The organism is Pseudomonas sp. NS1(2017), from assembly GCF_002269425.1.
GTDB lineage: Bacteria > Pseudomonadota > Gammaproteobacteria > Pseudomonadales > Pseudomonadaceae > Aquipseudomonas > Aquipseudomonas reactans.
This window is the reverse complement of the sequence record NZ_CP022960.1, coordinates 21016-47092: the sequence shown is the minus strand read 5'-3', so window position 1 is coordinate 47092 and position 26077 is coordinate 21016. Positions and strand designations below refer to the sequence as shown.

General features: G+C 61.8%; 22 protein-coding genes. 11 read left to right on the top strand and 11 right to left on the bottom strand.

All coding sequences use genetic code 11. The annotated features are described in order from the left end of the window. Positions 1-71: 71 nt before the first annotated feature. A complete protein-coding gene (gene ptsP / locus CI807_RS00215; protein ID WP_095013437.1) occupies positions 72-2588 on the top strand; it encodes a phosphoenolpyruvate--protein phosphotransferase in 2517 nt (838 codons plus the stop codon). A gap of 2 nt (positions 2589-2590) precedes the next feature. Continuing rightward, a complete protein-coding gene (locus CI807_RS00210) occupies positions 2591-2887 on the top strand; it encodes a PTS transporter subunit EIIB (RefSeq protein ID WP_095013436.1) in 297 nt (98 codons plus the stop codon). Positions 2888-2977: 90 nt separating this feature from the next. Here CI807_RS00210 and mltF read toward each other — a convergent pair whose 3' ends face one another. Then, entirely contained in the window at positions 2978-4432 is a 1455-nt protein-coding gene (mltF, locus tag CI807_RS00205; RefSeq protein WP_095013435.1) for a membrane-bound lytic murein transglycosylase MltF, read from the bottom strand. A 287-nt stretch (positions 4433-4719) separates the two neighbouring features. Here mltF and purL point away from each other — a divergent pair, with 287 nt between their 5' ends. From purL to CI807_RS00185, 4 genes are all read left to right on the top strand, one after another. Beyond that, the gene (purL, locus tag CI807_RS00200; protein WP_095013434.1) at positions 4720-8616 is read left to right on the top strand and encodes a phosphoribosylformylglycinamidine synthase; all 3897 of its coding nucleotides are present in this window, start codon (positions 4720-4722) and stop codon (positions 8614-8616) included. A 4-nt stretch (positions 8617-8620) separates the two neighbouring features. Next, positions 8621-8932, top strand: coding sequence for an NIF3 1 (locus CI807_RS00195; RefSeq protein WP_016977698.1), 312 nt, complete (start codon positions 8621-8623; stop codon positions 8930-8932). 291 nt (positions 8933-9223) lie between these two features. After that, the gene (locus CI807_RS00190) at positions 9224-9865 is read left to right on the top strand and encodes a DUF6036 family nucleotidyltransferase (protein WP_256578697.1); all 642 of its coding nucleotides are present in this window, start codon (positions 9224-9226) and stop codon (positions 9863-9865) included. Further along, complete coding sequence (locus CI807_RS00185; RefSeq protein ID WP_095013433.1) at positions 9849-10301, top strand: hypothetical protein; 453 nt, start codon at positions 9849-9851, stop codon at positions 10299-10301. The genes CI807_RS00190 and CI807_RS00185 overlap by 17 nt, the downstream gene beginning before the upstream one ends. Positions 10302-10387: 86 nt before the next feature. Here the strand turns inward: CI807_RS00185 and nagE are convergent, their stop codons facing one another. The 7 genes from nagE to CI807_RS00150 all read right to left on the bottom strand — a co-directional run bounded on the left by nagE (position 10388) and on the right by CI807_RS00150 (position 18867). After that, entirely contained in the window at positions 10388-12085 is a 1698-nt protein-coding gene (gene nagE, locus CI807_RS00180; RefSeq protein ID WP_095013432.1) for an N-acetylglucosamine-specific PTS transporter subunit IIBC, read from the bottom strand. A gap of 27 nt (positions 12086-12112) precedes the next feature. Next, a complete protein-coding gene (gene ptsP, locus CI807_RS00175) occupies positions 12113-14623 on the bottom strand; it encodes a phosphoenolpyruvate--protein phosphotransferase (protein ID WP_095013431.1) in 2511 nt (836 codons plus the stop codon). Positions 14624-14652: 29 nt separating this feature from the next. Further along, complete coding sequence (locus tag CI807_RS00170; RefSeq protein ID WP_095013430.1) at positions 14653-15663, bottom strand: SIS domain-containing protein; 1011 nt, start codon at positions 15661-15663, stop codon at positions 14653-14655. Continuing rightward, positions 15656-16762 (bottom strand): N-acetylglucosamine-6-phosphate deacetylase, encoded by a 1107-nt coding sequence (nagA, locus tag CI807_RS00165; protein WP_095013429.1) that lies wholly within the window; start codon positions 16760-16762, stop codon positions 15656-15658. Before nagA ends, CI807_RS00170 begins: the two co-directional genes overlap by 8 nt. A 10-nt stretch (positions 16763-16772) precedes the next feature. Continuing rightward, a complete protein-coding gene (locus tag CI807_RS00160; protein ID WP_016977704.1) occupies positions 16773-17531 on the bottom strand; it encodes a GntR family transcriptional regulator in 759 nt (252 codons plus the stop codon). Between the two features lie 263 nt (positions 17532-17794). Next, positions 17795-18298 carry a murein L,D-transpeptidase family protein gene (locus CI807_RS00155; RefSeq protein ID WP_028617820.1) on the bottom strand — a complete coding sequence of 168 codons (504 nt, stop codon included), beginning with the start codon at positions 18296-18298 and terminating at the stop codon, positions 17795-17797. Positions 18299-18318: 20 nt separating this feature from the next. After that, on the bottom strand, positions 18319-18867 hold the full coding sequence (locus tag CI807_RS00150; RefSeq protein WP_095013428.1) for an NUDIX hydrolase: 549 nt from the start codon (positions 18865-18867) through the stop codon (positions 18319-18321). Positions 18868-19016: 149 nt separating this feature from the next. On the opposite strand from CI807_RS00150, the gene CI807_RS00145 reads away from it, so the two are divergent. The 5 genes from CI807_RS00145 (at position 19017) to purT (ending at position 22234) form a co-directional block, all read left to right on the top strand. Next, on the top strand, positions 19017-19619 hold the full coding sequence (locus tag CI807_RS00145) for a CoA pyrophosphatase (protein ID WP_033898592.1): 603 nt from the start codon (positions 19017-19019) through the stop codon (positions 19617-19619). A gap of 36 nt (positions 19620-19655) precedes the next feature. Then, positions 19656-20180, top strand: coding sequence for a gamma carbonic anhydrase family protein (locus CI807_RS00140; RefSeq protein ID WP_095013427.1), 525 nt, complete (start codon positions 19656-19658; stop codon positions 20178-20180). Next, positions 20177-20392 carry a DUF1289 domain-containing protein gene (locus CI807_RS00135; RefSeq protein ID WP_095013426.1) on the top strand — a complete coding sequence of 72 codons (216 nt, stop codon included), beginning with the start codon at positions 20177-20179 and terminating at the stop codon, positions 20390-20392. Before CI807_RS00140 ends, CI807_RS00135 begins: the two co-directional genes overlap by 4 nt. 123 nt (positions 20393-20515) lie before the next feature. Then, positions 20516-20983 carry a VUT family protein gene (locus CI807_RS00125; RefSeq protein ID WP_015885703.1) on the top strand — a complete coding sequence of 156 codons (468 nt, stop codon included), beginning with the start codon at positions 20516-20518 and terminating at the stop codon, positions 20981-20983. 69 nt (positions 20984-21052) lie between these two features. After that, positions 21053-22234: a formate-dependent phosphoribosylglycinamide formyltransferase gene (gene purT / locus CI807_RS00120; RefSeq protein ID WP_017139720.1), complete on the top strand. Its 1182-nt coding sequence runs from the start codon at positions 21053-21055 to the stop codon at positions 22232-22234. A gap of 108 nt (positions 22235-22342) precedes the next feature. Here purT and CI807_RS00115 read toward each other — a convergent pair whose 3' ends face one another. The 3 genes from CI807_RS00115 to CI807_RS00105 all read right to left on the bottom strand — a co-directional run bounded on the left by CI807_RS00115 (position 22343) and on the right by CI807_RS00105 (position 25942). Beyond that, a complete protein-coding gene (locus tag CI807_RS00115; protein ID WP_033898588.1) occupies positions 22343-23656 on the bottom strand; it encodes an MFS transporter in 1314 nt (437 codons plus the stop codon). A gap of 222 nt (positions 23657-23878) precedes the next feature. Then, positions 23879-25117, bottom strand: a complete 1239-nt coding sequence (locus CI807_RS00110) for a transporter associated domain-containing protein (RefSeq protein ID WP_095013425.1) — start codon at positions 25115-25117, stop codon at positions 23879-23881. A 12-nt stretch (positions 25118-25129) separates the two neighbouring features. Next, positions 25130-25942 carry an inner membrane protein YpjD gene (locus CI807_RS00105; RefSeq protein WP_095013424.1) on the bottom strand — a complete coding sequence of 271 codons (813 nt, stop codon included), beginning with the start codon at positions 25940-25942 and terminating at the stop codon, positions 25130-25132. Between the last annotated feature and the right edge of the window lie 135 nt (positions 25943-26077).

Sequence of the window (26077 nt, the reverse complement as noted above, 5' to 3'; positions counted from 1 at the left end):
ATCGTTGACGTCCTTCGCGAGCAAGCTCGCTCCTACAGGGTTATTTACAGAACAAAACAGCAGGTGAAGTCATGACCACAACTCAACCCCTGGAATTGCTGGCGCCCTTGTCGGGTGTGCTGCTGGCGCTGGACAAGGTGCCGGACCCGGTTTTCTCCAGCCGCCTGATCGGCGATGGCCTGTGCATCGACCCCACGTCGCAGACGCTCTGCGCGCCGCTGGCCGGGGTGATCAGCAATATCCAGGACAGTGGGCATGCGGTCAGTGTCACCGACGACAACGGCGTCCAGGTGCTGATGCATATCGGCCTGGACACCGTGAACCTGGCAGGCCAGGGTTTCATCCGGTTGGTGCAGGAAGGCCAGCGGGTGGAGGTCGGGCAGCCGTTGATCGAATTCGATGCCGACTACGTGGCGCTCAATGCACGCAGTTTGCTGACCTTGATGCTGGTGGTCAGCGGCGAGCCCTTCAGCCTGTTGGCGGACGGCCTGGTGGAAACGGGCCAGCCGCTGTTGCAGTTATCCCCAAGTGAGGCTGTGCAAGCAGCGGACGAAGAGGAGGGCGATGCCCTGTTCTCCAAGCCGCTGACCTTGCCTAATGCCAACGGCCTGCACGCCCGCCCGGCCGCGGTATTTGCCCAGGCGGCGAAAGGTTTCAACGCCAGCATCTACCTGCACAAGCAAACCCAGAGCGCCAACGCCAAATCGCTGGTGGCGATCATGGCGTTGCAAACCGTGCAGGGCGATACCTTGCAAGTGAGCGCGGCGGGCGAGGACGCCGAGGCGGCGATCAAGGCGCTGGTGGCCTTGTTGGCCGAAGGGTGTGGCGAGTCGGTGGCGAGTGTTGCCGAATCAGCCGCAGCGCAGTCGTCGGCGACCTTGCTGCGGGGCGTGTGTGCATCACCGGGCTCGGCGTTTGGTCAGGTCGTTCAAGTGACCGAGCCCGAACTGGTCATCACGCAGCAAGGCACGGGCGAAGCTGCCGAACGTGCTGCTTTGACCCGTAGCCTGCTCGCCGCCACTGAAGCGTTGCAGGTGTTGCAGGACAAAGCGGCTGGCAGCGCCCAGGCCGAGATTTTCCGCGCCCATCAGGAATTGCTCGAAGACCCGACCTTGCTGGAACATGCCCACCGCCTGCTGGCGGAAGGCAAGAGCGCGGCCTTTGCCTGGAACAGTGCAACGCTCGCGACCGTCAAGCTTTTCCAGGGATTGGGCAACGCGCTGATCGCTGAGCGTGCGGCAGACCTGACGGACGTCGGCCAGCGCGTGCTGAAACGGATCCTGGGCATCCAAGACAGCGCCTGGGACTTGCCCGAGCGCGCGATCCTCATTGCCGAACAACTCACGCCTTCACAGACCGCCAGCCTGGACACACGCAAGGTGCTAGGGTTTGTCACTGTCGGTGGTGGCGCGACCAGCCACGTCGCAATCCTCGCCCGTGCCCTGGGCCTGCCGGCTATTTGCGGTGTGCCGGGCGAGGTGTTGGCGTTGGCCAATGGCAAGCAGGTGCTGCTCGACGCCGACAAGGGCGAGCTGCACCTCGACCCGAACCTGGCCGAAATCGAGCAACTGGACGTTGCGCGTAAACAACAGGAGCTGCGCCATCAGCGCGATATGGCGCAGGCGTCGTTACCCGCAACGACCCGTGACGGCCACCACGTTGAAGTCACTGCAAACGTGGCGTCGTTGCAGGAAGTCGAGCAATCCCTGACCCTCGGTGGAGAAGGCGTCGGCCTGTTGCGCTCGGAGTTCCTGTATCTGGATCGTAACCGTGCCCCCAGTCCCGACGAACAGGCCGCGACCTACACCGCTATCGCCCGCGCCCTGGGCACCGAGCGCAACCTGGTGGTGCGCACCCTCGACGTCGGTGGCGACAAACCCTTGGCCTATGTGCCGATGGACGCCGAGACCAACCCGTTCCTCGGCTTGCGTGGAATCCGTTTGTGCCTGGAGCGCCCGGAACTGTTGCGCGAACAATTTCGCGCAATCCTCGCCAGCGCCGGTTTTGCACGGCTGCACATCATGTTGCCGATGGTCAGCCTGCTGTCGGAACTGCACCTGGCGCGCAAAATCCTTGAAGAAGAAGCGCTGGCGCTGGGGCTCACCGAGTTGCCAAAGCTGGGCATCATGATTGAAGTGCCATCCGCCGCGCTGATGGCGGATGTGTTCGCGCCCTATGTGGATTTCTTCTCCATCGGCACCAACGACCTGACCCAGTACACGCTGGCGATGGACCGCGACCACCCGCGCCTGGCCAGTCAGGCCGACAGCTTCCACCCGGCGGTACTGCGCTTGATCGCCACCACGGTCAAGGCTGCCCACGCCCATGGCAAGTGGGTGGGTGTGTGCGGCGCGTTGGCGTCCGAAGCGTTGGCGGTGCCCGTATTGATCGGGCTGGGTGTGGACGAGTTGTCGGTCAGCGTGCCGTTGATCCCCACCATCAAGGCCACCGTGCGCGAGCTGGACCTGGCCGACTGCCAGATCATCGCCCGCCAGGTGCTGGGCCTGGAAGAAGCCGCCCAGGTGCGTGAGGCCTTGCGCCAGTATCACGCGGCTACCGTTGAAACCTCACCTGTCGTGGAGCACTGAGTATGTTCGAGAAATTACAGCGGGCGTTCTGGAAGGCCCTGACGCCGGATTTGATTGCCGAGACGGTCGTTGCGCCAACGCAGAGTCTGCTGTCGGCCGAGGTGCTGAATGCGTTGGGCGGGGCGGATAACCTCAAGTCGCAGCAGCGGGTGGCGCTGACGCGGGTGAGGGTGCAGTTGCAGGATGCGGCGCGGGTGGATGCCGTGGCGCTAAAGGCGGCGGGCGTGGCGGGCGTGATGGTGTTGTCAGGCGGCGTGGTGCATCTGCTCACCGGCCTGACCAGCGTCAAAACCCTGTAGGAGCGAGCTTGCTCGCGAAGAACTCCAGCACACCGGGTTAAATCAGGCAGTACGCGTTATCGTTGACGCCCTTCGCGAGCAAGCTCGCTCCTACAGGCTATCTTCCGGCGGCTTGGTCTTGTCCACACCCGGCACATGCAAGTTGCCTTCGACCACCTGGTTGCCTTCCAACTGCGGCTGGGTCACCCAGGTGAGGATGTCGTAGTAACGCCGGATGTTCGCCACGAAGTGCACCGGCTCACCACCACGGGCATAACCATAGCGGGTCTTGCTGTACCACTGCTTCTGCGACAGGCGCGGCAGCATCTTCTTCACGTCCAGCCATTTGTTCGGGTTCAGGCCTTCACGCTTGGCCAAGGTGCGCGCATCTTCCAGGTGGCCGGTGCCGACGTTGTAGGCGGCGAGGGCAAACCAGGTGCGATCCGGCTCGGCAATGCTGTCGTCCAATTCATCCTTGATCTTGGCCAGGTACTTGGCGCCACCCATGATGCTTTGCTTGGGGTCCAGGCGGTTGGACACGCCCATCGCCTGGGCGGTGTTCTGGGTCAGCATCATCAGGCCGCGCACGCCGGTCTTGGAGGTAACGGTCGGCTGCCACAGCGATTCCTGATAGCCGATGGCAGCCAGCAGGCGCCAATCGACCTTTTCTTCCTTGGCGTAGGCGCGGAAGTGCTTCTCGTATTTGGGTAAACGCTGCTGCAGGTGTTGGGCGAAGGTGTAGGCGCCCACATACCCGAGGACGTCGACGTGCCCGTAGTAGCGGTCTTTCAGACGCTGCAACGTGCCGTTCTTCTCGACTTTATCCAGGTAACTGTTGATCTCGTTGAGCAGGCTGTTGTCTTCGCCGGCGGCCACCGCCCAGCTCTGGTTGCTGGCGTTGCCCAGGTCGAACGCCACGCGCACGTTGGGGAAGTACACCTGGTTCATCGCCACTTCGTTGGAGTCCACCAAGGTCAGGTCGATTTGCCCTTCGTCCACCATGCGCAGCAGGTCGACCACTTCAACGGCGTCGGATTCTTCGTATTCAATCGCAGGATTCTGCTTTTTCAGCGCCGCCAACTGTTCGGCGTGGGTGCTGCCTTTTAGCACCATGATCTTCTTGCCCACCAGATCGGCCGCGTTGGTCGGGCGCGACTGGCCGTTGCGGTAGATGATCTGCGGGGTGACTTCTAAATAAGGGTGGGAGAAACGCACCTGCGTCTGGCGCTGCTCGCTGCTGACCAGGCCGGCCGCTGCGAGAACCGGGCCATTGGGTTTGCCCAGTTGGCCGAACAGATCGTCGAGGTTGTCGGCGGTCTCGATCTCCAGCTTCACGCCCAGGTCATCGGCAAAGCGCTTGACCAGTTCGTATTCGAAACCGGTTTCACCGTTGCGGTCCTGGAAATAGGTCGCCGGGCTGTTCCGGGTGACCACCCGCAATACGCCATCCTCCTTGATTCGCTCGAGCGTGCTGGGTTTATCAACACAGGCGCTGAGCATCAGGAAGAGTCCGGTGGCGATGAGCCATTTGGCGCATCGCGGGCGCAAAGCAGTTGGGGAGAACATCTGCGCAGTATACGCAAACGGCCCACGGCGCCATATCTCGACAGCGCGGGTCTTGTCTGCTAGCGCCGGTAAAACTGTGCTGCAGCCCGCAGAAACGGGGCTTGGCGCGCGATTGTGACGGTTAAAATAACTGCGCCGGATGCCCGGCATCCCCCCTCTAACGGGGTGTAATCCGGCCAACTGACGTCCGGCAGCAGCCACCGGTAGCGTTTCGGGTGCCGTTGGCGGCGGTTTACGCTAGAATGCACGGCCTCAAAGCACACCCCCTTCCCGAGGCTGTCCCGAAGATGTTGATCCTGCGCGGCGCTCCTGCCCTTTCTGCCTTTCGCCACAGCAAACTCCTTGAGCAACTGAGCCAAAAGGTTCCAGCTATTACAGGCCTGTACGCTGAATTTGCTCACTTCGCCGACGTTACCGGCGTGTTGACCGCCGACGAACAGCAAGTGCTGGCACGCCTTCTGAAGTACGGCCCAAGCGTTCCGGTTCAAGAGCCTAATGGCCGCTTGTTCCTGGTTCTGCCGCGGTTCGGCACCATCTCGCCCTGGTCGAGCAAGGCCAGCGATATCGCCCGCAACTGCGGCCTGGAAAAAATCCAGCGCCTGGAGCGTGGTATCGCGTTCTACGTCGCCGGCCAGTTCAGCGATGCCGAAGCCGAGCTGATCGCCAGCAGCCTGCACGACCGCATGACCCAGATCATCGTCAGCCAGCTGGAACAGGCTGCCGGCCTGTTCAGCCACGCCGAGCCCAAGCCGCTCACCGCGATTGACGTGCTCGGCGGTGGCCGCGCCGCCCTCGAGAAGGCCAACACCGAGCTGGGCCTGGCCCTGGCCGAAGACGAGATCGACTATCTGGTCAACGCCTTCAACGGCTTGAAGCGCAACCCGCACGACATCGAACTGATGATGTTTGCCCAGGCCAACTCCGAGCACTGCCGTCACAAGATCTTCAACGCCAGTTGGGACATCGACGGCGAAAGCCAGGAAAAAAGCCTGTTCGGCATGATCAAGAACACCTACGTGATGCACAGCGAAGGGGTCCTTTCTGCTTATAAGGACAACGCCTCGGTGATCGTCGGCTCCATCGCCGGCCGTTTCTTCCCGGACCCTGAAACCCGCCAGTACGGTGCGGTGCAGGAGCCGGTGCACATCCTGATGAAGGTCGAGACCCACAACCACCCGACCGCGATTGCCCCGTTCCCGGGCGCAGCCACCGGTTCCGGCGGCGAGATCCGTGACGAAGGTGCAACCGGCCGTGGCGCCAAGCCAAAGGCGGGCCTGACCGGTTTCACCGTGTCCAACCTGCAGATCCCAGGCTTCGAACAGCCATGGGAAGTGCCGTACGGCAAACCTGAGCGCATCGTTACCGCGCTGGACATCATGATCGAAGGCCCGCTGGGCGGCGCCGCGTTCAACAACGAATTCGGGCGTCCGGCGCTGACCGGTTACTTCCGTACCTTCGAACAATCCATCACCACCCCGCGTGGCGATGAAGTGCGCGGCTACCACAAGCCGATCATGCTGGCTGGCGGCATGGGCAACATCCGTGAAGAACACGTCAAGAAAGGCGAGATTCTGGTCGGCTCCAAGCTGATCGTACTCGGCGGCCCGGCGATGCTGATTGGCCTGGGCGGCGGCGCGGCTTCCTCCATGGCCACCGGCACCAGCTCGGCAGACCTGGACTTCGCTTCCGTACAGCGCGAAAACCCAGAGATGGAACGCCGCTGCCAGGAAGTCATCGACCGTTGCTGGCAGTTGGGTGACAAGAACCCGATCAGCTTCATCCACGACGTCGGTGCCGGTGGTTTGTCCAACGCCTTCCCGGAACTGGTCAACGATGGCGACCGTGGCGGCCGTTTCGAACTGCGCAACATTCCTAACGACGAGCCGGGCATGGCCCCGCACGAAATCTGGAGCAATGAATCCCAGGAGCGCTATGTGCTCGCAGTCGGCGCTGAAGACTTCGCACGCTTCCAGGCCATCTGCGAACGCGAGCGTTGCCCGTTTGCCGTGGTCGGCGAAGCCACTGCCGAGCCGCAACTGACGGTTACCGACAGCCACTTCGGCAACAGCCCGGTGGACATGCCTCTCGAAGTGCTGCTGGGCAAAGCCCCGCGCATGCACCGTTCGGCCGTGCGCGAAACCGAGCTGGGCGATGATTTCGACCCAAGCCAACTGGAACTGGCCGACAGCATCGAACGCGTGCTGCACCACCCGGCCGTGGCGAGCAAAAGCTTCCTGATCACCATCGGCGACCGCACCATCACTGGCCTGGTGGCCCGTGACCAAATGGTCGGCCCGTGGCAGGTTCCGGTGGCTGACGTTGCCGTCACCGCCACCAGCTTCGACGTCTACACCGGTGAAGCCATGGCCATGGGCGAGCGCACACCGCTGGCCCTGCTCGACGCCCCGGCGTCGGGCCGCATGGCCATTGGTGAAACCCTCACCAACATCGCCGCCTCGCGCATCGGTAAATTGTCCGACATCAAACTGTCGGCCAACTGGATGTCGGCTGCCGGTCACCCGGGTGAAGACGCGCGTCTGTATGACACTGTTAAAGCAGTCGGCATGGAGCTGTGCCCGGAGCTGGGCATCACCATTCCGGTGGGCAAGGACTCCATGTCCATGGCCACCCGTTGGAACGAAGATGGCATCGACAAGACGGTTACCTCGCCGCTGTCGTTGATCGTCACCGGTTTCGCACCGGTCACCGACATCCGCCAGACCCTGACCCCGCAACTGCGCATGGACAAGGGCACTACCGATCTGATCCTGGTCGACCTGGGCCGCGGGCAGAACCGCATGGGCGCGTCCATCCTGGCGCAAACCCATGGCAAGCTCGGCAGCCAGGCACCGGACGTCGATGACGCCGAAGACCTGAAAGCCTTCTTCGCCGTGATCCAGGGTCTGAACGCCGACGGCCACCTGCTGGCTTACCACGACCGTTCTGACGGTGGTTTGCTGACCAGCGTTGTCGAGATGGCCTTCGCCGGTCACTGCGGCCTGAATATCGTGCTCGACAGCGTTGCCGAGGATGCATCCGAGATCAACGGCATCCTGTTCAACGAAGAGTTGGGCGCGGTGATCCAGGTTCGCCAGGACGCTACCCCGGACGTGCTCGCCCAATTCAGCGCCGCTGGCCTGGACGACTGCGTGGCCGTGATCGGCCAGCCGATCAACAACGGCGAGATCAACATCTCGTTCAACGGTGACACGGTGTTTGCCGGCCAGCGTCGTCTGCTGCAACGCCAGTGGGCCGAGACCAGCTACCAGATCCAACGCCTGCGCGACAACGTTGAGTGCGCCGAGCAGGAATTCGACGTTATCCTGGAAGAAGACAATCCGGGCCTGAGCACCAAGCTCAGCTTCGACGTCAACCAGGACATCGCCGCGCCTTACATCAAGAAAGGCATCCGCCCACAGGTTGCCGTACTGCGTGAGCAGGGCGTCAACGGCCAGGTGGAAATGGCGGCCGCGTTCGACCGCGCCGGCTTCAATGCGATTGACGTGCACATGAGCGACATCCTCGCTGGTCGCGTTGACCTCAATGAGTTCAAAGGCCTGGTAGCCTGCGGCGGTTTCTCCTACGGCGACGTGCTGGGTGCCGGTGAAGGCTGGGCCAAGTCGGCCCTCTTCAACAGCCGTGCCCGCGATGCGTTCCAAGGCTTCTTCGAGCGCAACGACAGCTTCACCCTGGGTGTGTGCAACGGTTGCCAGATGATGTCCAACCTCAGCGAACTGATTCCGGGTAGCGAGTTCTGGCCGCACTTCGTGCGTAACCGTTCCGAGCAGTTCGAAGCCCGTGTCGCCATGGTGCAGGTGCAGGAATCCAACTCGATCTTCCTGCAAGGCATGGCCGGTTCGCGCATGCCTATCGCCATCGCCCACGGTGAAGGCCATGCCGAGTTCGAAAGCGAAGAAGCGTTGCTGGAAGCCGACCTGTCCGGCACCGTCGCCCTGCGTTTTGTCGACAACCACGGCAAGGTCACCGAGACCTACCCGGCCAACCCGAACGGCTCGCCGCGCGGGATCACCGGCCTCACCAGCCGCGACGGCCGCGTGACCATCATGATGCCGCACCCGGAGCGTGTATTCCGCGCCGTGCAGAACTCGTGGCGCCCGGAAGAGTGGAACGAAGACGGCGCCTGGATGCGCATGTTCCGCAACGCCCGCGTGTGGGTGAACTAAGACGGTGTACAAGCTCGCCTTCTTTGTACCCGCAAGCCATGTGGAGACGGTGAAAACCGCCGTCTTCGCAGCCGGCGGCGGGCGCATCGGCAACTACGACAGCTGCGCCTGGCAAGTGCTGGGCCAGGGCCAATTCCGTGCGTTGGACGGCAGCCAGCCGTTTATTGGGCAGATGGGTCAGGTTGAAGTGGTTGAAGAATGGAAGGTTGAGCTGGTGGTGGCGGATGAATTGATTGTGGCTGTTGTGGCTGCGCTTAAACTCAGTCACCCGTATGAGACACCGGCGTATGAGGTGTGGCAGTTGGCGGATTTTTGATTCGCAGGCTGTGAAAACAAGAAACCCGCTGGGCCAGTTTGGTCAGCGGGTTTTTTGTTGGCTGTGAAATCCCATCGCCGGCAAGCCGGCTCCTACAGAGGGAGCGCGTTCAACTGTAGGAGCCGGCTTGCGGCGATGGCGTCCGTACAGGCGCCGCAGACCTTTCCGACAAACCTTTCAGGTTGTCCCTCGGAACCTGGCTCAATAGCCTTCTTCGGTCGCTGTCGGCTCAGTGATCGGGATCTGATTTCAAGGCCCGTCCAGCAACATTGCTCTCGGGTTTGATATTCAATGATGGAATTGCAAGATACCGACGCTCCACGCCTAAATACCAGTAGCCCACTAGGGAAAGCCCTGGTTTCAATGTTCAAATCCATCGAAGTGGAATTGATGCTTGAAGGGGCTGGACCTGGCTCGGTCAAGGTCATCGTCTTCGGCGGTTGCGCTGTTCATTTGTACACGCACCACCGTATTTCCACGGATGTTGATGCGGAGATTTATTGCGCGAGTTTTCGAAATAAGCTGCGCCTTCAGACACTGTTGGCGGAATTTCCAGAGCAGTTTTTTGATGAGCGATCTGGCCGCGTCATGGAACTGAACTACGACCTCCAATACAACACTAGCTTTGGCCCGCTGCACGAAGATTATTGGGAACGAAGTCTTCCCCTGGACGAGTTTCCTGCACAATCCGCATTGCACTTGCATATAGCAGCTCCTATCGACATTGCTATCTCCAAATTGGCTAGAGCTACCGATCAGGATGTATGCGATATCAAGGCACTGCTCAGGTCGGGCTTCATCGTGACCGCTGAGCTCCGTCGGCTGGCGTTGCAGGCGATTGATATGTATGTTGGAAACAAAGAACCACCCAGATCCATTCTCAACACTATTTTGCACGATTATCTGGAGACAGCAGATGGCGAAGCCTTTTAACGCTCCCGTCCTCTCGTCCGCGTTGGACACGTTAGTTAAAAGTCCTTTGAATCAGGCGGATGACGATGCGCTGGTGAGTGCCGCGAAGGCTGTCTGGTACTCGGACGCGAACCTTGTCGGTGAAGTGAAAAACTTTCTAGATGCTCACTCCAGCGAATTGGAGATTCGTCGTGCGGGGTATCTGCTGGAGCGCTTCACACGCTTTTCGTGTGTAACGGATAGCCGGGTTTTAGAAGCGTTGCACGCGATTGAGCTGTTTTCGGCGACCGCTTCCAAACAGGATGTGAAGCCTTTGGGCGTTGTTGCACTGCGCAGCCGCCGTGATGAACTGGCTGTGTCCTGGGGGCTGAGTGAGGGGTTGGGTTTGAAGGTTCAAGCGCTGATGCCTTTTCAGACCCGCCATTACGAAGCGGAGCAGCGTAGGGCGTCTGCCTAGGCGCTGATTGCGATTAAAGAACCCGGCTTAGGCCGGGTTTTTGCTGTGTGCCTGTGGCGGGAGCAAGCTCCCTCGCCACAGGGTGATCAGGCGTTGATCGGGCGGGCGACCAACCGCTCCAACGCTTCACCCAAGCCCGACGCCTTGTCACCAATCAACAAATGCCAAACACCGCTGTCCAGTTGGCTAACGCCTTGGCAACCCAGCGCAGTCAGGTCAGCCTCGGACAGCACCGAATCATCCCCCAACTCCACCCGCAACCGCGTCATCGCCACCGCTTCCAACTGCCGTACATTCCCCCGGCCACCCAATGCACTCAGCCATTTCTCGGCTTCCTGCACATTGACCGCCGCCGGCTTATCCACAGGCGCAACGCTCACCGGCGCACTGGCAACAAACGACGGCATGGCCAGGCGAATCTCATCAGCAATGCTATCGGCCATCGGCCCCACCACCACCTGCAGACTCCCGCCGTTACCCGGTCGCACAACAGCCATGGCGCCCAGTGCTTTCAGTTGCGCATCGACCGCCTTATTGCGATCCACCATGTCCAACCGCAGGCGGGTGGTGCAGGCACCGACGCTCAGCAGATTCTGCGCACCGCCCAAGGCCTGGATGTAGGCCGTGGCGCGCTGGTTATCCGTCATCACCTCAGCCTGCACCACCTGGATGTCTTCACGTCCCGGCGTTTTCAGGTTGAAGCGGCGAATGCAGTAGTTGAACACGCTGTAATAGACCACCGCGTACGCCAAGCCAACCGGGAACACCAGCCAACCATTGGTGGACTTGCCCCAACCCAGCACCATGTCGATAAACCCACCGGAGAAGGTAAAACCGAGGTGGATATTCAGCATGTTGGTGACCGCCATCGACAGGCCGGTCAGCACCGCATGGATCAGGTACAGGAACGGCGCCAGGAACATGAAGGCGAACTCAATCGGCTCGGTCACCCCGGTGAGGAACGAGGTCAGCGCCATCGACAGGAAAATCCCGCCCATCACTTTACGGCGCTCTGGCAGCGCATTGCGGTACATCGCCAAACATGCAGCCGGTAGGCCAAACAGCATCACCGGGAACATGCCGGTCATGAACTGGCCGCCTTTCGGGTCGCCGGCAAAGTAGCGGGTCAGGTCGCCGGTGACTACCGCGCCGGTCACCGGATCGGTAAAGCTGCCAAACACAAACCACGCCATGTTGTTGAGGATGTGATGCAGGCCGGTGACGATCAGCAGGCGGTTGAACACGCCAAACACAAACGCACCCAGGCTGCCGCTTTCCATCAACAACACGCCGAAGCTGTTGATGCCGTGCTGGATCGGCGGCCAGATCAAACCAAAGATCACGCCCAATCCGACCGCACTGAACCCGGTGACAATCGGCACAAACCGTCGCCCACCAAAGAACGCCAGGTACTCCGGCAGCTTGATGTCCTTGAAGCGGTTGTACAGCCCACCCGCCATCAGGCCGCTGGCAATACCGGCAAGCATGCCCATGTTGATGGACGTGTCCATCACCTTGAGCGTGGAGACCATCACCAGGTAACCAATCGCACCCGCCAAACCGGCCGTGCCGTTGTTGTCGCGGGCAAACCCCACGGCGATGCCGATAGCGAAGATCAGCGCCAGGTTAGCGAAGATCGCTTGCCCGGCGTCGTGCATCACCGCGATGTTCAAAAGATCGGTGTCACCCAGGCGCAGCAAGAGGCCGGCGATCGGCAGGATCGCAATCGGCAGCATCAGTGCACGGCCCAGGCGTTGCAGGCCTTCGATGAAATGTTGGTACATGGCGAGTCTCCTTTTTTCTTGTTGTTGTCAGCTCAGCGGCCAGTGGTGTTGACAGGCTTGGCGAACGGCTTTGGCGCTGCTCAGGTCGAGCAGCCCTTGGCTCAGTTGCCGGCATTGCGCCGCGTCCAGGTGGCGGACGCGGTCCTTGATTTCTCCGATCTGCGGCGGGCTTACCGACAGCTCGCTGACCCCCAGGCCGACCAGCACCGGCGTGGCCAGCGGGTCGGAGGCGAGGGCGCCGCACACGCCGACCCAACGGCCGTGTTTCGCAGCGCCCGCGCAGGTCTGCGCGATCAGCCGCAGCAGCGCTGGGTGTAGCGCATCGACGCGGGCGGCAAGGCCAGCGTGGTCGCGGTCCATGGCCAGGGTGTACTGGGACAAGTCATTGGTGCCGATGGACAGGAAGTCCGCGTGCTTGGCCAACTGCTCGGCCATCAGCGCGGCGGCGGGAACTTCGATCATCACGCCCAGTTCGGGGCGCTGAGTCAGTTCCAGCTCCACGCACAACTCATCCAGACGCTGGCGGATCTGCAGCAATTCATCCACTTCACTCACCATCGGCAACAGGATGCGGCAGCGCTCCAGCGGGGAGACCTGCAGCAGCGCACGCAGTTGCTGGTCGAGTAGTTCCGGGCGTACCTGGGCCAGGCGAATGCCGCGCAGGCCCAGCACCGGATTCGCTTCGACTGGCAGCGGCAGGTAGTCGAGCTGCTTGTCGCCGCCCACGTCGATGGTGCGGATGATCACTGACTTGTCGCCCATGGCATCCAGTACTGCTTGGTAGGCGTGGCGCTGCTCCTGTTCATCCGGTGCAGTGCGCCGGTCAACGAAGAGAAATTCGGTGCGCAGCAGGCCGACGCCATCGGCGCCATTTTCAAACGCCACCAGTGCTTCGGCACTGGAGGCAACATTGGCGGCCACTTCGATGGTCACGCCATCAGTGGTGCGCGCCGGCTGTTGGGCCTGGGCCTGCTGCTGCTGGCGCCGCAGTTTCTGTGCGTCGCGAATCTGGTGCACTTCGGCGTGGCGTGCGTCGCTGGGCGCCAGTTCCAGGCGGCCGTTGGCGGCGTCCAGCACCACGCGTTGGCCTTGCGGCACGTCGAGGACTTCGGCGCCCAACGCGACCACACAGGGCAAGCCTTTGCCGCGAGCCAGGATCGCCACGTGAGAGGTGGCGCCGCCTTCGGCCATGCAAATGCCGACGGCCTGTTGCGCGCTGAGTTGCAGCAGGTCTGAGGGGGTCAGTTCGTGGGCGCTGACAATCGACCCGGCGGGCAATTCGAAATGCCAGGCTTCACCGAGCAGCGCACGCAGCACCCGATGTTGCAAATCCCGCAGATCATTGGCGCGTTCGGCAAACAGTGGTTTGCCCAGGGCCAGCAATACCGCGCATTGCGCCTGGATTGCATCGCGCCAGGCGTGGGTGGCTGCGCTGCCTTGTTCAATGGAACCGGTCGCGGCTTCCAGCAGGTTAGGGTCTTCCATCAGCGCGAGGTGGGCGGCGAAGATGTCTTCTTCTTCGACGTTCTTGCGCTGGCGCGCTTGATCCAGAGTGATGCGGATTTCGCTGCGTACTTGCTCCAGAGCAGTGTCCAGGCGTTGCAGTTGTTCGTCGGCAGCATGGTTACCGGTGTCTGCCGGCAGTTCGATACCGGTAAGGCGGAACAGCGGCCCGCAGACCAGGCCCGGCGCAGCACACACGCCTTGCAACACGCCGGCCTCGGTATTCGCCCGACGAGGCGCCGCAATAACAGGCGCGTGGTGTTCCTCCTTGATGACGGCGGATAACGCCGCGACCAAGGCCTGCAACGCGGCGTCGGCATCTTTGCCGCGACAGCTCACACGCACTTCATCCCCTTCGCCAATACCCAGGCCCATCAAGCCAATCAGGCTGTCACACGAAGCTGATTTATCACCGAAATGCAGCTGCGCCCGGCTGCTGAAACCCTGGGCCGTCTTGCGAATCAACGCTGCAGGACGCGCATGCAAACCACCGCGATGGGTGATGCGCACGCTGGCGCTGACTTCAGTGTCCGAGTTATCCACAGCCGTTTGAGCCGCTGTCGTCGAACGCGCCACGACCTGCAACAACGGCTCACCGACCTTGACCGATTGCCCGGCCACCGAACGCAACTCGAAACGCTCGCCATTGGTCAGGATGATCAGGCTGACCAGGCTTTTGCACTGGCGCGCAATGCGGTCCAGGTCAAATTGTACCAATGCCTGCCCCTTGCTCACCTTCGCGCCTTCCTTCACCAGCAACGCAAAGCCTTCGCCATTCAGTTCCACCGTATCGATGCCCACATGCATCAACACCTCGGCACCGTTCTCGGCGCGAATCGTCAGGGCGTGCCCGGTGCGTGCGACATGGATGATCACGCCGTCACAGGGTGCATGCAGGCAATCGTTCAGAGGGTCGATGGCAATACCATCGCCCATGGCGTGGCTTGCGAACACTTCGTCGGGAACGTTGCCCAGGGTCAGCACGGGCCCGCTTAACGGGGCGCTGAGGGTCAATTGATTATTGTTGTAGGACATGGGCACGGTACTCATCAGGAAAACGCCACTCAGTGAGTGCGGGTAACTTTGCTCAGGTGACGCGGCTGGTCCGGGTCCATGCCCCGGGCCTCTGCCAAACCTGCCGCCATCACGTAGAAACTCTGGATCGCCAGGATCGGGTCCAGGGTCGGGTGTTCGGCACGGCTCAGGGTCAGGTCGCGCTCGACGATGTCATCCGGCGCAGCCAGCAATACGCGGGCGCCGCGTTGACGCATGTCGGCGGCCAGGCTCAGCAGACCGGCTTGCTCTGCGCCACGCGGGGCGAAGACCAGCAGGGGGTAGTTGTCGCCAATCAGGGCCATCGGCCCGTGACGCACCTCGGCGCTGCTGAAGGCTTCGGCCTGGATCGCCGAGGTTTCCTTGAGCTTGAGCGCAGCTTCCTGGGCGATGGCGAAACCGGCGCCGCGACCGATCACCATCAATTGCTGGCAGTCGCGCAGCGCGTCGATGGCAACCGTCCAATCTTGCTTGGCGGCGGCACGCAGGTCATCGGGCAGGGCGCGGCAGGCTTGCAGTAACTCGGTTTCCTGGTTCCAGTGGCCGATCAACTGCGCGCTGGCGCTGAGGGTGGCGATAAAACTCTTAGTCGCGGCCACGCTGTGTTCCGGCCCGGCGCACAGCGGCACATGGAATTCGCAGGCGGCTTCCAGCGGTGAGTCTTCGGCGTTGACCAGCGAAATGCTCAGGGCCCCGCGTTTGCGCAGCAGACGCAGGCTGTTCACCAAGTCCGGACTTTGCCCCGACTGAGAGAAACCAAACGCCACCTGGCCGCTGACTTTCATCGGCGCTTGCAGCAGGGTCACTACCGACATCGGCAACGACGCCACTGGAATGCCGACATGCTGCATGGTCAGGTAGGCGAAGTAACTGGCGGCATGGTCCGAGCTGCCACGGGCGATGGTCATTGCCACTTGCGGCGGCTGGCGGCGCAGGCGGCCGGCGATTTCTTCCAGCGCCGGGTCCAGGCGTTGCAGTTGGGCGGCGACGGCGTCGCAGGAGGCCAGGGCCTCTTCAAGCATTTTTGAAGTCAATGGTTTCTCCTTCGACCATTACGTCGGTGAGTGTCAGGGAGCGGTCCAGGCGCACGCAGTCGGCAAAGCTGCCGGGTTGCAGGCGACCGCGTTCTTCCAGGCCCAGGTAGTCCGCAGGAAATTGCGACAGGCGTTGTGAGGCTTCGCTGATGGGCAGGCCGATCTTCACCAGGTTGCGCAGCGCCTGGTCCATGGTCAGGGTGCTGCCGGCCAGGGTGCCGTCGGCCAGGCGTACGCCGCCCAGGCATTTGGTCACGGTGTGGCTGCCCAGCTTGTATTCACCGTCGGGCATGCCGGCGGCGGCGGTGGAGTCGGTGACGCAGTACAGGCACGGGATCGAGCGCAACGCCACGCGCATGGCGCCGGGGTGAACGTGGAGCAGATCCGGGATCAATTCGGCGTATTTGGCGTGGGCCAACGCGGCGCCGACGATGCCCGGTTCGCGGTGATGCAACGGGCTCATCGCGTTGTACAAATGGGTAAAGCTGGTGGCGCCGGCGGCGAGGGCGGCGACGCCTTCTTCGTAGCTGCCCAGGGTGTGGCCGATCTGCATGCGCACGCCGCGTTCGCTGAGGGCGCGGATCAGGCCGTCGTGGCCGGCGATTTCCGGTGCGATGGTGATCACGCGGATCGGCGCCAGGCGCAGGTAGGCTTCCACTTCGGCCATCAATGCGGTGTGGGCGAAGTTGGGTTGGGCGCCGAGTTTTCCGGGATTGATGTAGGGCCCTTCCAGGTGTACGCCGAGTACACGGGCGCTGCCGGTAGGACGTTGCTCGCAGAAGGTGCCGAGCTGGCTGAGCACGCTTGAGATTTCCTCCACCGGAGCGGTCATGGTGGTGGCCAGCAACGAGGTGGTACCAAAGCGAACATGGGTGCGAGTGATCGTCTCGAAGGCATCGCGGCCTTCCATGATGTCCGCGCCTCCACCGCCGTGCACATGCAGGTCGATAAAGCCCGGCAGCAGGTAGGGCAACTCGTTTTCAGCCGGGTCGCAGGGCGTGCCTTCGATGGCGACGACCTTGCCGTGCGCGTGCACCAGGCGGCCGCGAATCCAGCCGTTGGGCGTGAGGATGTTGTCTTCGGACATGGGCAGTTCTCTAAATTCGCAGTTCAGCGGAATAGTCGTGGCGACGCAGTTCTGCGACGAAGTCGTAGTAGTCGTTTCGGCAATAGGTGTCGGTGATTTCGATCGGCGTGTTATCGGCGGTGTAGCCGACCCGGGTCATCAGCAGCATGGCGGTGCCGGGGGCGATGCCGACCAGCTTGGCGAACTCGTCCGAGGCGTTGATCGCCTGGATATGCTGCAGGGCGCGCACCACCGGTTTGCCGATACCTTCCAGGTACTCGTACAACGAGTGGCCTATGGCTTGTGGCTGTGGCAGCACCGAGGCGGGCATGGTGGTCATTTCAATTGCCATCACCGTGTCATCCGCCTTACGCAAGCGCTTGAGGCGCGCCACTTTGTCGGCGGGCGACAGGCCCAGGCGAATCATCTCTTCGTGGGTCGGCTGGGTCAGTTCACGCTCCAGCCATTGCGAGCTGGGCACAAAACCCTTGAGCCGCAGCATTTCGCTGAACCCCGACAGGCGCGACAGCGGCTGTTCCAAACGTGGCGAAATATAGGTGCCGGAGCCTTGGTTACGACGGATCAGCCCTTGGGCAAACAACACTTCCAACGCCTTGCGTGCGGTGACGCGCGAAATGCTCAATTGCTCGCTGAGTACGCGTTCTGACGGCAGTGCCTGCTCGGACGTCCACTGGCCGGCATGGATCGCCGCTTCCAGTTTGCGCGCCAATTGCAGGTACAGCGGCGTGGATTGTTTGTCGTCGGGGCGCAGGGCCAGGATGGGATTCATCGTTAAGGTTTCCGATGCGGTTATTGGAGTGTTGTCGCCCGGTATGGGCCGGAAATTAATACCACTTAAATACCATGTCAATGCAGTCAAAATGGTGCAGGCATTGGTTTTAGGGCCCTGCAATGGGGCCTGGTATCAAGTGGTATTAGAGAGGTCTTTATCGCGCGCAGAACGGCGCAGCCCGCGGGGGTGAACTGGTATTCACCGGCGGGCGCATGGCAGGGCAGGATTTTTTTTCGAATTATTTTACGAACGGTACGGGATTACGGACGAATCTCGATGAGGGTGCCGTCTTTGACCAGGTTCCACACTTCACGCATGTCCACGTTGCGCATGCCGATGCAGCCGTCGGTCCAGTCCAGGGTGTGGAACCACTGTTCCGGGTAGTCCTCGGTGTCGGGGGTGCCGTGGATCATGATCATGCTCCCGGGCTTCACGCCTTCACGGCGGGCGCGGGCGGCGTCGCTGATGTTCGGGTAGGAGATGTGCATGGCCAGGTTGAAGCGGTCGCTGGTCTTGCGCCAGTCGATCCAGTAGAGGCCCTCTGGCGTGCGGCGGTCGCCCTCGATCAGCTTGTGGCCCTTGGGGTTCTTGCCCAGGGAAATGCGGTAGGTCTTGAACGGCTTGCCGTCGTTGATCAGCTGCAATTGATGGGCAGACTTGAGCACCAGGACTTTTTCCACAGGCTTGCCGCCCAGGGTTTGCACCGTGGAGGCTGGCGACAGCGTGGTGAACGACAGGCAGAGCAGGGCAAGCACCCAACGCATCAAAGACGGTATCCCTAGTGTCATGGCGCGGGTTTGCCCATGGGTGGCACGGCCTCGCTGCGCACCGGGAACGACTGTTGCCTGCGATCAGCGAAAAAGTATTCCAGGGTACGCCCGACCGTGCGGAAAGCCAGCTCGGACCAAGGAATGTCGGCTTCGTCGAACAGCTGCACTTCCAGGCTTTCGGGGCCGGCGGCGTAGTCCAGGTCGAGCAGGTCGGCGCGGTAGAAAATATGTACCTGGTTGATGTGTGGCACGTCGATCAGCGTATAGATGTTCAGGTTGTGCACGCGGGCGCAGGCTTCTTCCAGGGTTTCGCGCAGGGCGGCCTGTTCCACGGTCTCGCCGTTTTCCATGAAGCCGGCGGGCAGGGTCCAGTAGCCCAGGCGCGGTTCGATGGCGCGGCGGCACAGCAGCACTTTATCGCCCCACACTGGCACGGTGCCGGCGACGATATTGGGGTTCTGGTAGTGGATGGTCGAGCAGTGATCACACACAAAACGCAGGCGGCCGTCGCCTTCGGGGATGCGTTGGGTAACCGGTTTACCGCACTGGCTGCAGAAATTCATGCTGGGGTTCCTGGAAAGTGCGTCTATCTTGGCGTGACGGGCAGGGCGCTGCAACAAGTTGTCGTTTAGCGACACGGCGCGGGTTTTGGGGTTGGGCACCCGCGAGCTTTGGTGCATGATGCAAGGTAGCCAACAGACCGAGATGACTCATGCTGGACGAGCTACTTCGCCGGGTAAGCAATCACACTCCCCATACGCTTGAGACCGACGGGCGTTTCCCCGAGGCCGCGGTGCTGGTACCGATTACCCGCAGTGACGAACCTGAGCTGATCCTGACCCTGCGCGCCAGCGGCCTGTCGACCCATGGTGGCGAAGTGGCCTTTCCCGGCGGGCGCCGCGACCCCGAAGACCCGGACCTGATCTTCACCGCGCTACGTGAAGCGGAAGAAGAGATCGGCCTGCCACCCGGCCTGGTGGAAGTCATCGGCCCGCTCAGCCCATTGATCTCCCTGCATGGCATTCGGGTTACGCCGTATGTCGGCGTCATCCCCGATTACGTCGAATACCTGGCCAACGATGCCGAAATTGCCGCCGTCTTCAGCGTGCCTTTGGACTTCTTCCGACAGGACCCGCGCGAACATACCCACAGGATCGATTACCAGGGTCGCAGTTGGTACGTGCCCAGCTATCGATTCGGCGAATATAAGATTTGGGGGCTGACAGCGATCATGATCGTTGAGTTGATCAACCTGCTCTATGACGACGCTCAGATCAGCCTGCACCAGCCCCCCAAGAGTTTCATCAACATCTAAGCCATCGCTTGAATGGCAACGCCGTGAGGAAACACCATGAAATACCGCCTGGGCGACGCCCGCGTCGAGACGCATCCACACAGCTGGGTGGCGCCGAATGCCACGCTGGTGGGCAAGGTCAAGCTGGAGGAGGGCGCCAACGTCTGGTTCAACGCGGTGTTGCGTGGCGACAACGAACTGATCCTGATCGGCAAGAACAGCAACGTGCAGGACGGCAGCGTGATGCACACCGACATGGGCTACCCGCTGACCTTGGGCACCGGCGTGACCATCGGCCATAACGCCATGCTGCACGGTTGCACGGTGGATGATTACAGCCTGATCGGCATCAACGCGGTGATCCTCAATGGCGCCAAGATCGGCAAGCATTGCATCATCGGCGCCAATTCGCTGATCGGCGAAGGCAAGGAAATTCCCGATGGTTCGCTGGTGATGGGCTCGCCGGGCAAGGTGGTGCGTGAATTGACCGACGCGCAGAAGCGCATGCTCGAAGCCAGCGCCGCGCACTATGTGCATAACTCACAGCGCTATGCGCGTGATCTGGCTGAGCAGCCAGAATGAACCCGGTTGAACGCCCTGTTGCATCGCCGTGCGTGAGCATTTGCGCGTTGGATGATGACGATGTCTGTACCGGCTGCCAGCGTACGGTGGATGAGATTACGCGTTGGAGTCGCATGGACAATGCCGAGCGCCGGGTGGTGTTGGGGTTGTGTCATGAGCGGGCGGTGGCGAGTGGGTTGGTGTTTATGGTTTCGGGGAAATCCGGCGCCTGAGTGCTATCCCCTGTAGGAGCGAGCTTGCTCGCGAAAAACTCGATGACACCGCGTATAGTCAGGTACCCCGCGTAATCGTTAATGTTTTTCGCGAGCAAGCTCGCTCCTACAGGTTTTCGCCCCATGCTCTTCCTGATCGCCTACATCAGCAGCGTCGTGCTGATCAACTTCGCCTTCTCCACCGCCCCGCACCTGGATGTCATCTGGTCCGCTTGGGGTGGCCTGGTCTTCATCCTGCGTGACATGGTGCAAACCCGCTTTGGCCACGGTGCAATCATCGCCATGCTGGCCGCACTGGTGCTGTCGTACGTCACGTCCGACCCAGCCATCGCCCTGGCCAGCGCCACGGCATTCGCGGTGTCCGAGTGCATCGACTGGCTGGTGTTCAGCATCACCAAGCGTCCGCTGCACGACCGCCTGTGGATAAGTTCGGCGCTGAGCATTCCCCTCGACACCTTTATCTTCTTCGGCCTGATTGGTGCGTTGACCCCTGCGGTCGCCGGCACCGCGCTGGTGTCGAAATTCGCCGGGGTCACGGTGGTGTGGCTGATCATGGCCTGGCGCATCCGCAAGCGCGCCGTCGCCAACTGAGGCCAATTGCTGCAGTTCATGTAAAATGCCGGCCTTTCTCCCAATGATCCGCTCCCCTGAGGACCTGAGATGACCCGAATCGGAACTCCATTGTCGCCAACCGCGACCCGCGTTTTGCTGTGTGGCTGCGGTGAGCTGGGCAAGGAAGTGGTAATCGAACTGCAACGCCTGGGCGTTGAAGTGATTGCCGTGGATCGCTACGCCAATGCGCCGGCCATGCAGGTGGCGCACCGTAGCCACGTGATCAACATGCTCGACGGTGCTGCGTTGCGTGCGGTGATCGAGGCCGAGAAACCGCACTTCATCGTGCCGGAAATCGAAGCCATCGCCACCGCGACCCTGGTAGAACTGGAAGCCGAAGGCTTCACCGTGATCCCGACCGCGCGCGCCACCTCGCTGACCATGAACCGTGAAGGCATCCGCCGCCTGGCTGCTGAAGAGCTGGACCTGCCGACCTCGCCGTACCACTTCGCCGATACTTTCGAAGACTACAGCAAGGCCGTGCAAGACCTGGGCTTCCCGTGCGTGGTCAAGCCGGTGATGAGTTCGTCGGGCAAGGGCCAGAGCCTGCTACGCAGCGCTGATGACGTGCAGAAAGCCTGGGATTACGCCCAGGAAGGTGGCCGTGCCGGTAAAGGCCGCGTGATCATCGAAGGCTTTATCGATTTCGACTACGAAATCACCCTGTTGACCGTACGCCACATTGGCGGCACCACGTTCTGTGCGCCGGTTGGTCACCGTCAGGAGAAGGGCGACTACCAGGAGTCCTGGCAGCCACAGGCCATGAGCCCGATTGCTCTGGCCGAATCCGAGCGCGTCGCCAAAGCAGTGACCGAGGCTTTGGGCGGTCGTGGCCTGTTTGGCGTTGAGCTGTTCATCAAGGGTGATCAGGTGTGGTTCAGCGAAGTCTCGCCGCGTCCGCATGACACCGGTTTGGTGACCCTGATTTCCCAGGACCTGTCGCAGTTTGCCCTGCACGCTCGCGCCATCCTGGGCTTGCCGATCCCGTTGATCCGTCAGTTCGGGCCTTCGGCCTCGGCGGTGATCCTGGTGGAAGGGCAGTCGACCCAGACTGCGTTTGCCAACCTGGGTGCTGCGCTGAGCGAGCCGGATACGGCATTGCGTCTGTTTGGTAAACCGGAAGTGAATGGCCAGCGTCGGATGGGTGTGGCATTGGCGCGGGATGAGTCGATTGAAGCGGCTCGTGCTAAAGCGACCCGTGCTTCGAAGGCTGTTGTTGTAGAGCTCTAACCCAACCCTTGTAGGAGCGAGCTTGCTCGCGAAGGTATTTCAGGCGCATTGCGGCGTCGGATGTACCTTTTTCGCGAGCAAGCTCGCTCCTACAGGTGATTCGGTCTATCAGACGACCTTGTTCAAGTCATTATCCCGCGTCTCTTTCAGGCACAGCACAGCAATCAAGCTGAGCAACGCTGCCGCCGACACATACCCACCGACATAACTCAGCCCACCCATCGCCACCAGCTTGGTCGCGAAAAACGGTGCGGCCGACGCGCCCACAATCCCACCCAGGTTATACGCCGCCGAAGCACCGGTATAACGCACGCGAGTCGGGAACAGTTCCGGCAGCATGGCGCCCATCGGCGCGAAGGTCACGCCCATCAGGAACAGCTCCAAGGCCAGGAACAGCGCTACGGCCCAGGTCGAACCGTGGGTCAACAGCGGCTCCATGGTGAAGCCCGACAGGATTGCCAGGATCGCGCCGACGATGAGCACCGGCTTGCGCCCATAGCGATCACTGGCCAGCGCCGCCAATGGCGTCGCCAGTCCCATGAACAGCACCGCAAAGCACAGCAGCCCGAGGAAGGTCTCACGGCTATAGCCCAGGGTTGAAACGCCATAGCTCAGGGAGAACGCGGTGGTGATATAAAACAGCGCGTAACACACCACCATCGACGCAGCGCCCAGCAACACCGGCAGCCAATGCTGGCTGAACAATTCCACCAGCGGCACCTTGACCGGCGCTTCCTTGGCGACGGCGTTGGCGAACACTGGCGTCTCGTGCAGCTTCAGCCGTGCATACAGGCCAACCATCACCAGTGCAGCGCTGAGGATGAACGGGATGCGCCAGCCCCAACTGCGGAACTGCTCGTCGTTCAGGCTCATCGCCAGGATCAGGAACAAGCCGTTGGCGGCCAGGAAGCCGATCGAAGGGCCCAGTTGCGGGAACATGCCGAACCAGGCGCGTTTGCCCTTGGGCGCATTCTCGGTGGCCAGCAGCGCCGCGCCGCCCCACTCACCGCCCAAGCCCAGGCCCTGGCCGAAGCGCAGTACACACAACAAGATCGGCGCCCAGGCCCCGATGCTGTCATAGCCGGGCAGCAAGCCAATCAGTGTGGTACATACGCCCATCAGCAGTAGCGAAGCCACCAGTGTGGATTTGCGCCCAATGCGGTCACCAAAGTGGCCGAACAGCGCCGAACCCAGCGGGCGGGCGATAAAGGCGATACCGAAGGTCAGGAACGACGCCAGCATCTGTGCGGTGCCGGAGGTCTGCGGGAAGAACACCGGGCCGATCACCAGCGCAGCAGCCGTGGCGTAGATATAGAAATCGTAGAACTCGATGGCGGTGCCGACGATGCTCGCCGTGGCAACCCGTGCGGTCGAGTTGGTCGGGGCGGCGGCGGGCGCGGCCTCGTTATACGTGGTGCTCATGGTGGTGTCCCTGATGGTCATTGCGCGTTTGGACGCGGATTATTATTGGTCGAACACCCATGGATCAGGGTTGTGCGCGGGAAAGCTCGGGATGGGAGCGAACACCGGTCAGACACGATAAAGCGGTGCCTGGACACGCTGGGTGCGGGTAGCACGCGGTCGGGCGCGGCTCTGGTAAGCCGTCCCGATTATAGGAAGGGGTTTGCGGATCCAACAAGGGGGTTAAACGGCGACCGGCATCCGGCTGGTGTGCCAGATCAGCACTTTGCTGACGCGGTTGTCCTCGGTCTCGAGGATTTCCAGGCGGTAGCGCCCGATTTTCAGGCACACCGCGCAATCGGGAATGGTCTCCAGCGCTTCGGTGACCAGGCCATTGAGGGTCTTGGGGCCGTCGCTGGGCAGGTGCCAGTTCAGGCTTTTGTTCAGCTCGCGGATCGAGGCGGCGCCATCGATGATGTAGCGGCCGTCTGGCTGGGGCTCGATATGCGGGTTGTCGGCACTCTGCTCGCTTTCGAATTCGCCGACGATTTCTTCGAGGATATCTTCCAGGGTCACGATACCCAGCACTTCGCCGTATTCATCCACCACCATGCCCAGGCGGCGCTGCTGCTTGTGGAAGTTCAGCAGTTGCAGTTGCAGGGGTGTGCTTTCGGGGACGAAGTAGGGCTCGTGGCAGGCGGCGAGCAAGGCCTCTTTGGTCAGTCTGGCGTCGGGCAGCAGGTGTTGGATCTGCCGGGTATTGAGCACCGCCTGGACCTGGTTGATGTCGCTGTGAAACACCGGCAGGCGCGTGCGCTGGGAGGTGCGCAGTTGCTCAATGATTTCTTCGATCGAGTCATCCAGGTTGATGCCGTCCACTTCACTGCGCGGCACCAGGATGTCGTTGACGGTGATGTTGTCCAGGGCGTGGATGCCCGGCATGCCTGGGGTGCGGCTGTCGTCGGACTCGGCTTCCGGCTCATCGTCATGATCGGGCAGCGGTTCGTCGCTCTTTTTCACCACGCCGGATTTGCGTGCGAACGGGCGCAGCAGCAACAAGCTGATGCCATTGAGCAGCCAGGCCAGTGGGTAGAGGATTTTCAGCGGCACGCCCAACAGCGTATTACCAAAGCCCAGCACGGCCTGTGGATGGCGGACGGCGAGGGCGCGGGGCAGGTAATCGGCCAGTATCAACAGGATCGCGCAGGAAATCATCCAGCCCAGCCAGGGTCCATTCTGCGCCCAGGCATAGATGGCCAGCAGCGTGCAGAGGATCACCACCGCGGCGCGACACAGGCTGTTGCACAGGATCAGGCTGTTACGCGGAAAGCTCAGACGGGCGGCGGCCTTGTCGCCCTGGCGTGTGCCGGGGCGCAGGGCCAGCAGGTGTTGTTGCGCGGCTTCGATGGCGGTGAACAGTGCGGCCCATAGGACCAGCAGGGCGATTACCGCGAGCATCGGCTCCAGGGGCAAGTTGTCCATGATGGCTGCCCGTCAGATATGCAGGATGTATTCGCGGACCAGCTTGCTGCCGAAATAGGCCAGCATCAGCAGGCAGAAACCGGCCAGGGTCCAGCGGATCGCCTTGTGCCCCCTCCATCCGAGGTGGTTGCGGCCCCACAGCAACACGCTGAACACCACCCAGGCCAGGCACGCCAGCAGGGTTTTGTGCACCAGGTGCTGGGCGAACAGGTTTTCGACGAACAGCCAGCCGGAGATCAGCGACAGCGACAGCAGCGTCCAACCGGCCCACAGGAAGCCGAAGAGCAGGCTTTCCATGGTTTGCAGCGGCGGGAAGTTCTTGATCAGTCCCGAAGGGTGCTTGTGCTTGAGCTGGTGGTCCTGCAGCAGCAGGAGCAGGGCCTGGAACACCGCGATGGTGAACATGCCGTAGGCCAGGATCGACAGCAGGATATGCGCGAGGATGCCTGGCTCTTCATCAATCACCTGCACTGTGCCGGTCGGGGCGAATTGCGCCAGCAGCACCGTCAGCATGCCCAGCGGGAATAGCAGCACCAGCAGGTTCTCGACGGGAATCCGGTAGCAGGCCAGCAGGGTCAATGCGATGACGGCCGCCGCGATCAGGCTGGCGGCGCTGAAAAAATCCAGGCCCAGGCCGACGGGCGTCATCAAATGGGTAAACAGGCTGGCAGCATGGGCCAGCAGGGCGAGGACGCCAAGGCCGACGAGCAGGCGTTTGTCCGCCTTGGCGCCTTGGGCCAGACGAGTGCCCTGATAAAGAGTCGCAGCGGCATACAAAAGGGCGGCGGCGAGGCTGGGTAGCAAACTGGGTGACAAAGGGAGCATAAATCCTGTTAGGCAAGCCCGAAAGGCGCTGAGTTTGGCATACCCCCGCGTAACACGAAAGACTCTCCAGCCAGACAGCGGGTGTGCATGGCGGCAGTCTTCGCTATAATCCGCGACCTGCCCACGCCGCAGGCT

Bases quoted from the DNA above. Each gene is read 5' to 3' on its own strand.
- CI807_RS00155 (WP_028617820.1), bottom strand. From the start codon at position 18,298: ATGCGTTGGGTGCTTGCCCTGCTCTGCCTGTCGTTCACCACGCTGTCG.
- purL (WP_095013434.1), top strand. From the start codon at position 4,720: ATGTTGATCCTGCGCGGCGCTCCTGCCCTTTCTGCCTTTCGCCACAGC.
- CI807_RS00185 (WP_095013433.1), top strand. From the start codon at position 9,849: ATGGCGAAGCCTTTTAACGCTCCCGTCCTCTCGTCCGCGTTGGACACG.
- CI807_RS00145 (WP_033898592.1), top strand. From the start codon at position 19,017: ATGCTGGACGAGCTACTTCGCCGGGTAAGCAATCACACTCCCCATACG.
- CI807_RS00105 (WP_095013424.1), bottom strand. From the start codon at position 25,942: ATGCTCCCTTTGTCACCCAGTTTGCTACCCAGCCTCGCCGCCGCCCTT.
- purT (WP_017139720.1), top strand. From the start codon at position 21,053: ATGACCCGAATCGGAACTCCATTGTCGCCAACCGCGACCCGCGTTTTG.
- mltF (WP_095013435.1), bottom strand. From the start codon at position 4,432: ATGTTCTCCCCAACTGCTTTGCGCCCGCGATGCGCCAAATGGCTCATC.
- CI807_RS00110 (WP_095013425.1), bottom strand. From the start codon at position 25,117: ATGGACAACTTGCCCCTGGAGCCGATGCTCGCGGTAATCGCCCTGCTG.
- ptsP (WP_095013437.1), top strand. From the start codon at position 72: ATGACCACAACTCAACCCCTGGAATTGCTGGCGCCCTTGTCGGGTGTG.
- CI807_RS00125 (WP_015885703.1), top strand. From the start codon at position 20,516: ATGCTCTTCCTGATCGCCTACATCAGCAGCGTCGTGCTGATCAACTTC.
- nagE (WP_095013432.1), bottom strand. From the start codon at position 12,085: ATGTACCAACATTTCATCGAAGGCCTGCAACGCCTGGGCCGTGCACTG.
- nagA (WP_095013429.1), bottom strand. From the start codon at position 16,762: ATGTCCGAAGACAACATCCTCACGCCCAACGGCTGGATTCGCGGCCGC.
- CI807_RS00140 (WP_095013427.1), top strand. From the start codon at position 19,656: ATGAAATACCGCCTGGGCGACGCCCGCGTCGAGACGCATCCACACAGC.
- ptsP (WP_095013431.1), bottom strand. From the start codon at position 14,623: ATGTCCTACAACAATAATCAATTGACCCTCAGCGCCCCGTTAAGCGGG.
- CI807_RS00210 (WP_095013436.1), top strand. From the start codon at position 2,591: ATGTTCGAGAAATTACAGCGGGCGTTCTGGAAGGCCCTGACGCCGGAT.
- CI807_RS00160 (WP_016977704.1), bottom strand. From the start codon at position 17,531: ATGAATCCCATCCTGGCCCTGCGCCCCGACGACAAACAATCCACGCCG.
- CI807_RS00170 (WP_095013430.1), bottom strand. From the start codon at position 15,663: ATGCTTGAAGAGGCCCTGGCCTCCTGCGACGCCGTCGCCGCCCAACTG.
- CI807_RS00115 (WP_033898588.1), bottom strand. From the start codon at position 23,656: ATGAGCACCACGTATAACGAGGCCGCGCCCGCCGCCGCCCCGACCAAC.
- CI807_RS00150 (WP_095013428.1), bottom strand. From the start codon at position 18,867: ATGAATTTCTGCAGCCAGTGCGGTAAACCGGTTACCCAACGCATCCCC.
- CI807_RS00190 (WP_256578697.1), top strand. From the start codon at position 9,224: ATGATGGAATTGCAAGATACCGACGCTCCACGCCTAAATACCAGTAGC.
- CI807_RS00135 (WP_095013426.1), top strand. From the start codon at position 20,177: ATGAACCCGGTTGAACGCCCTGTTGCATCGCCGTGCGTGAGCATTTGC.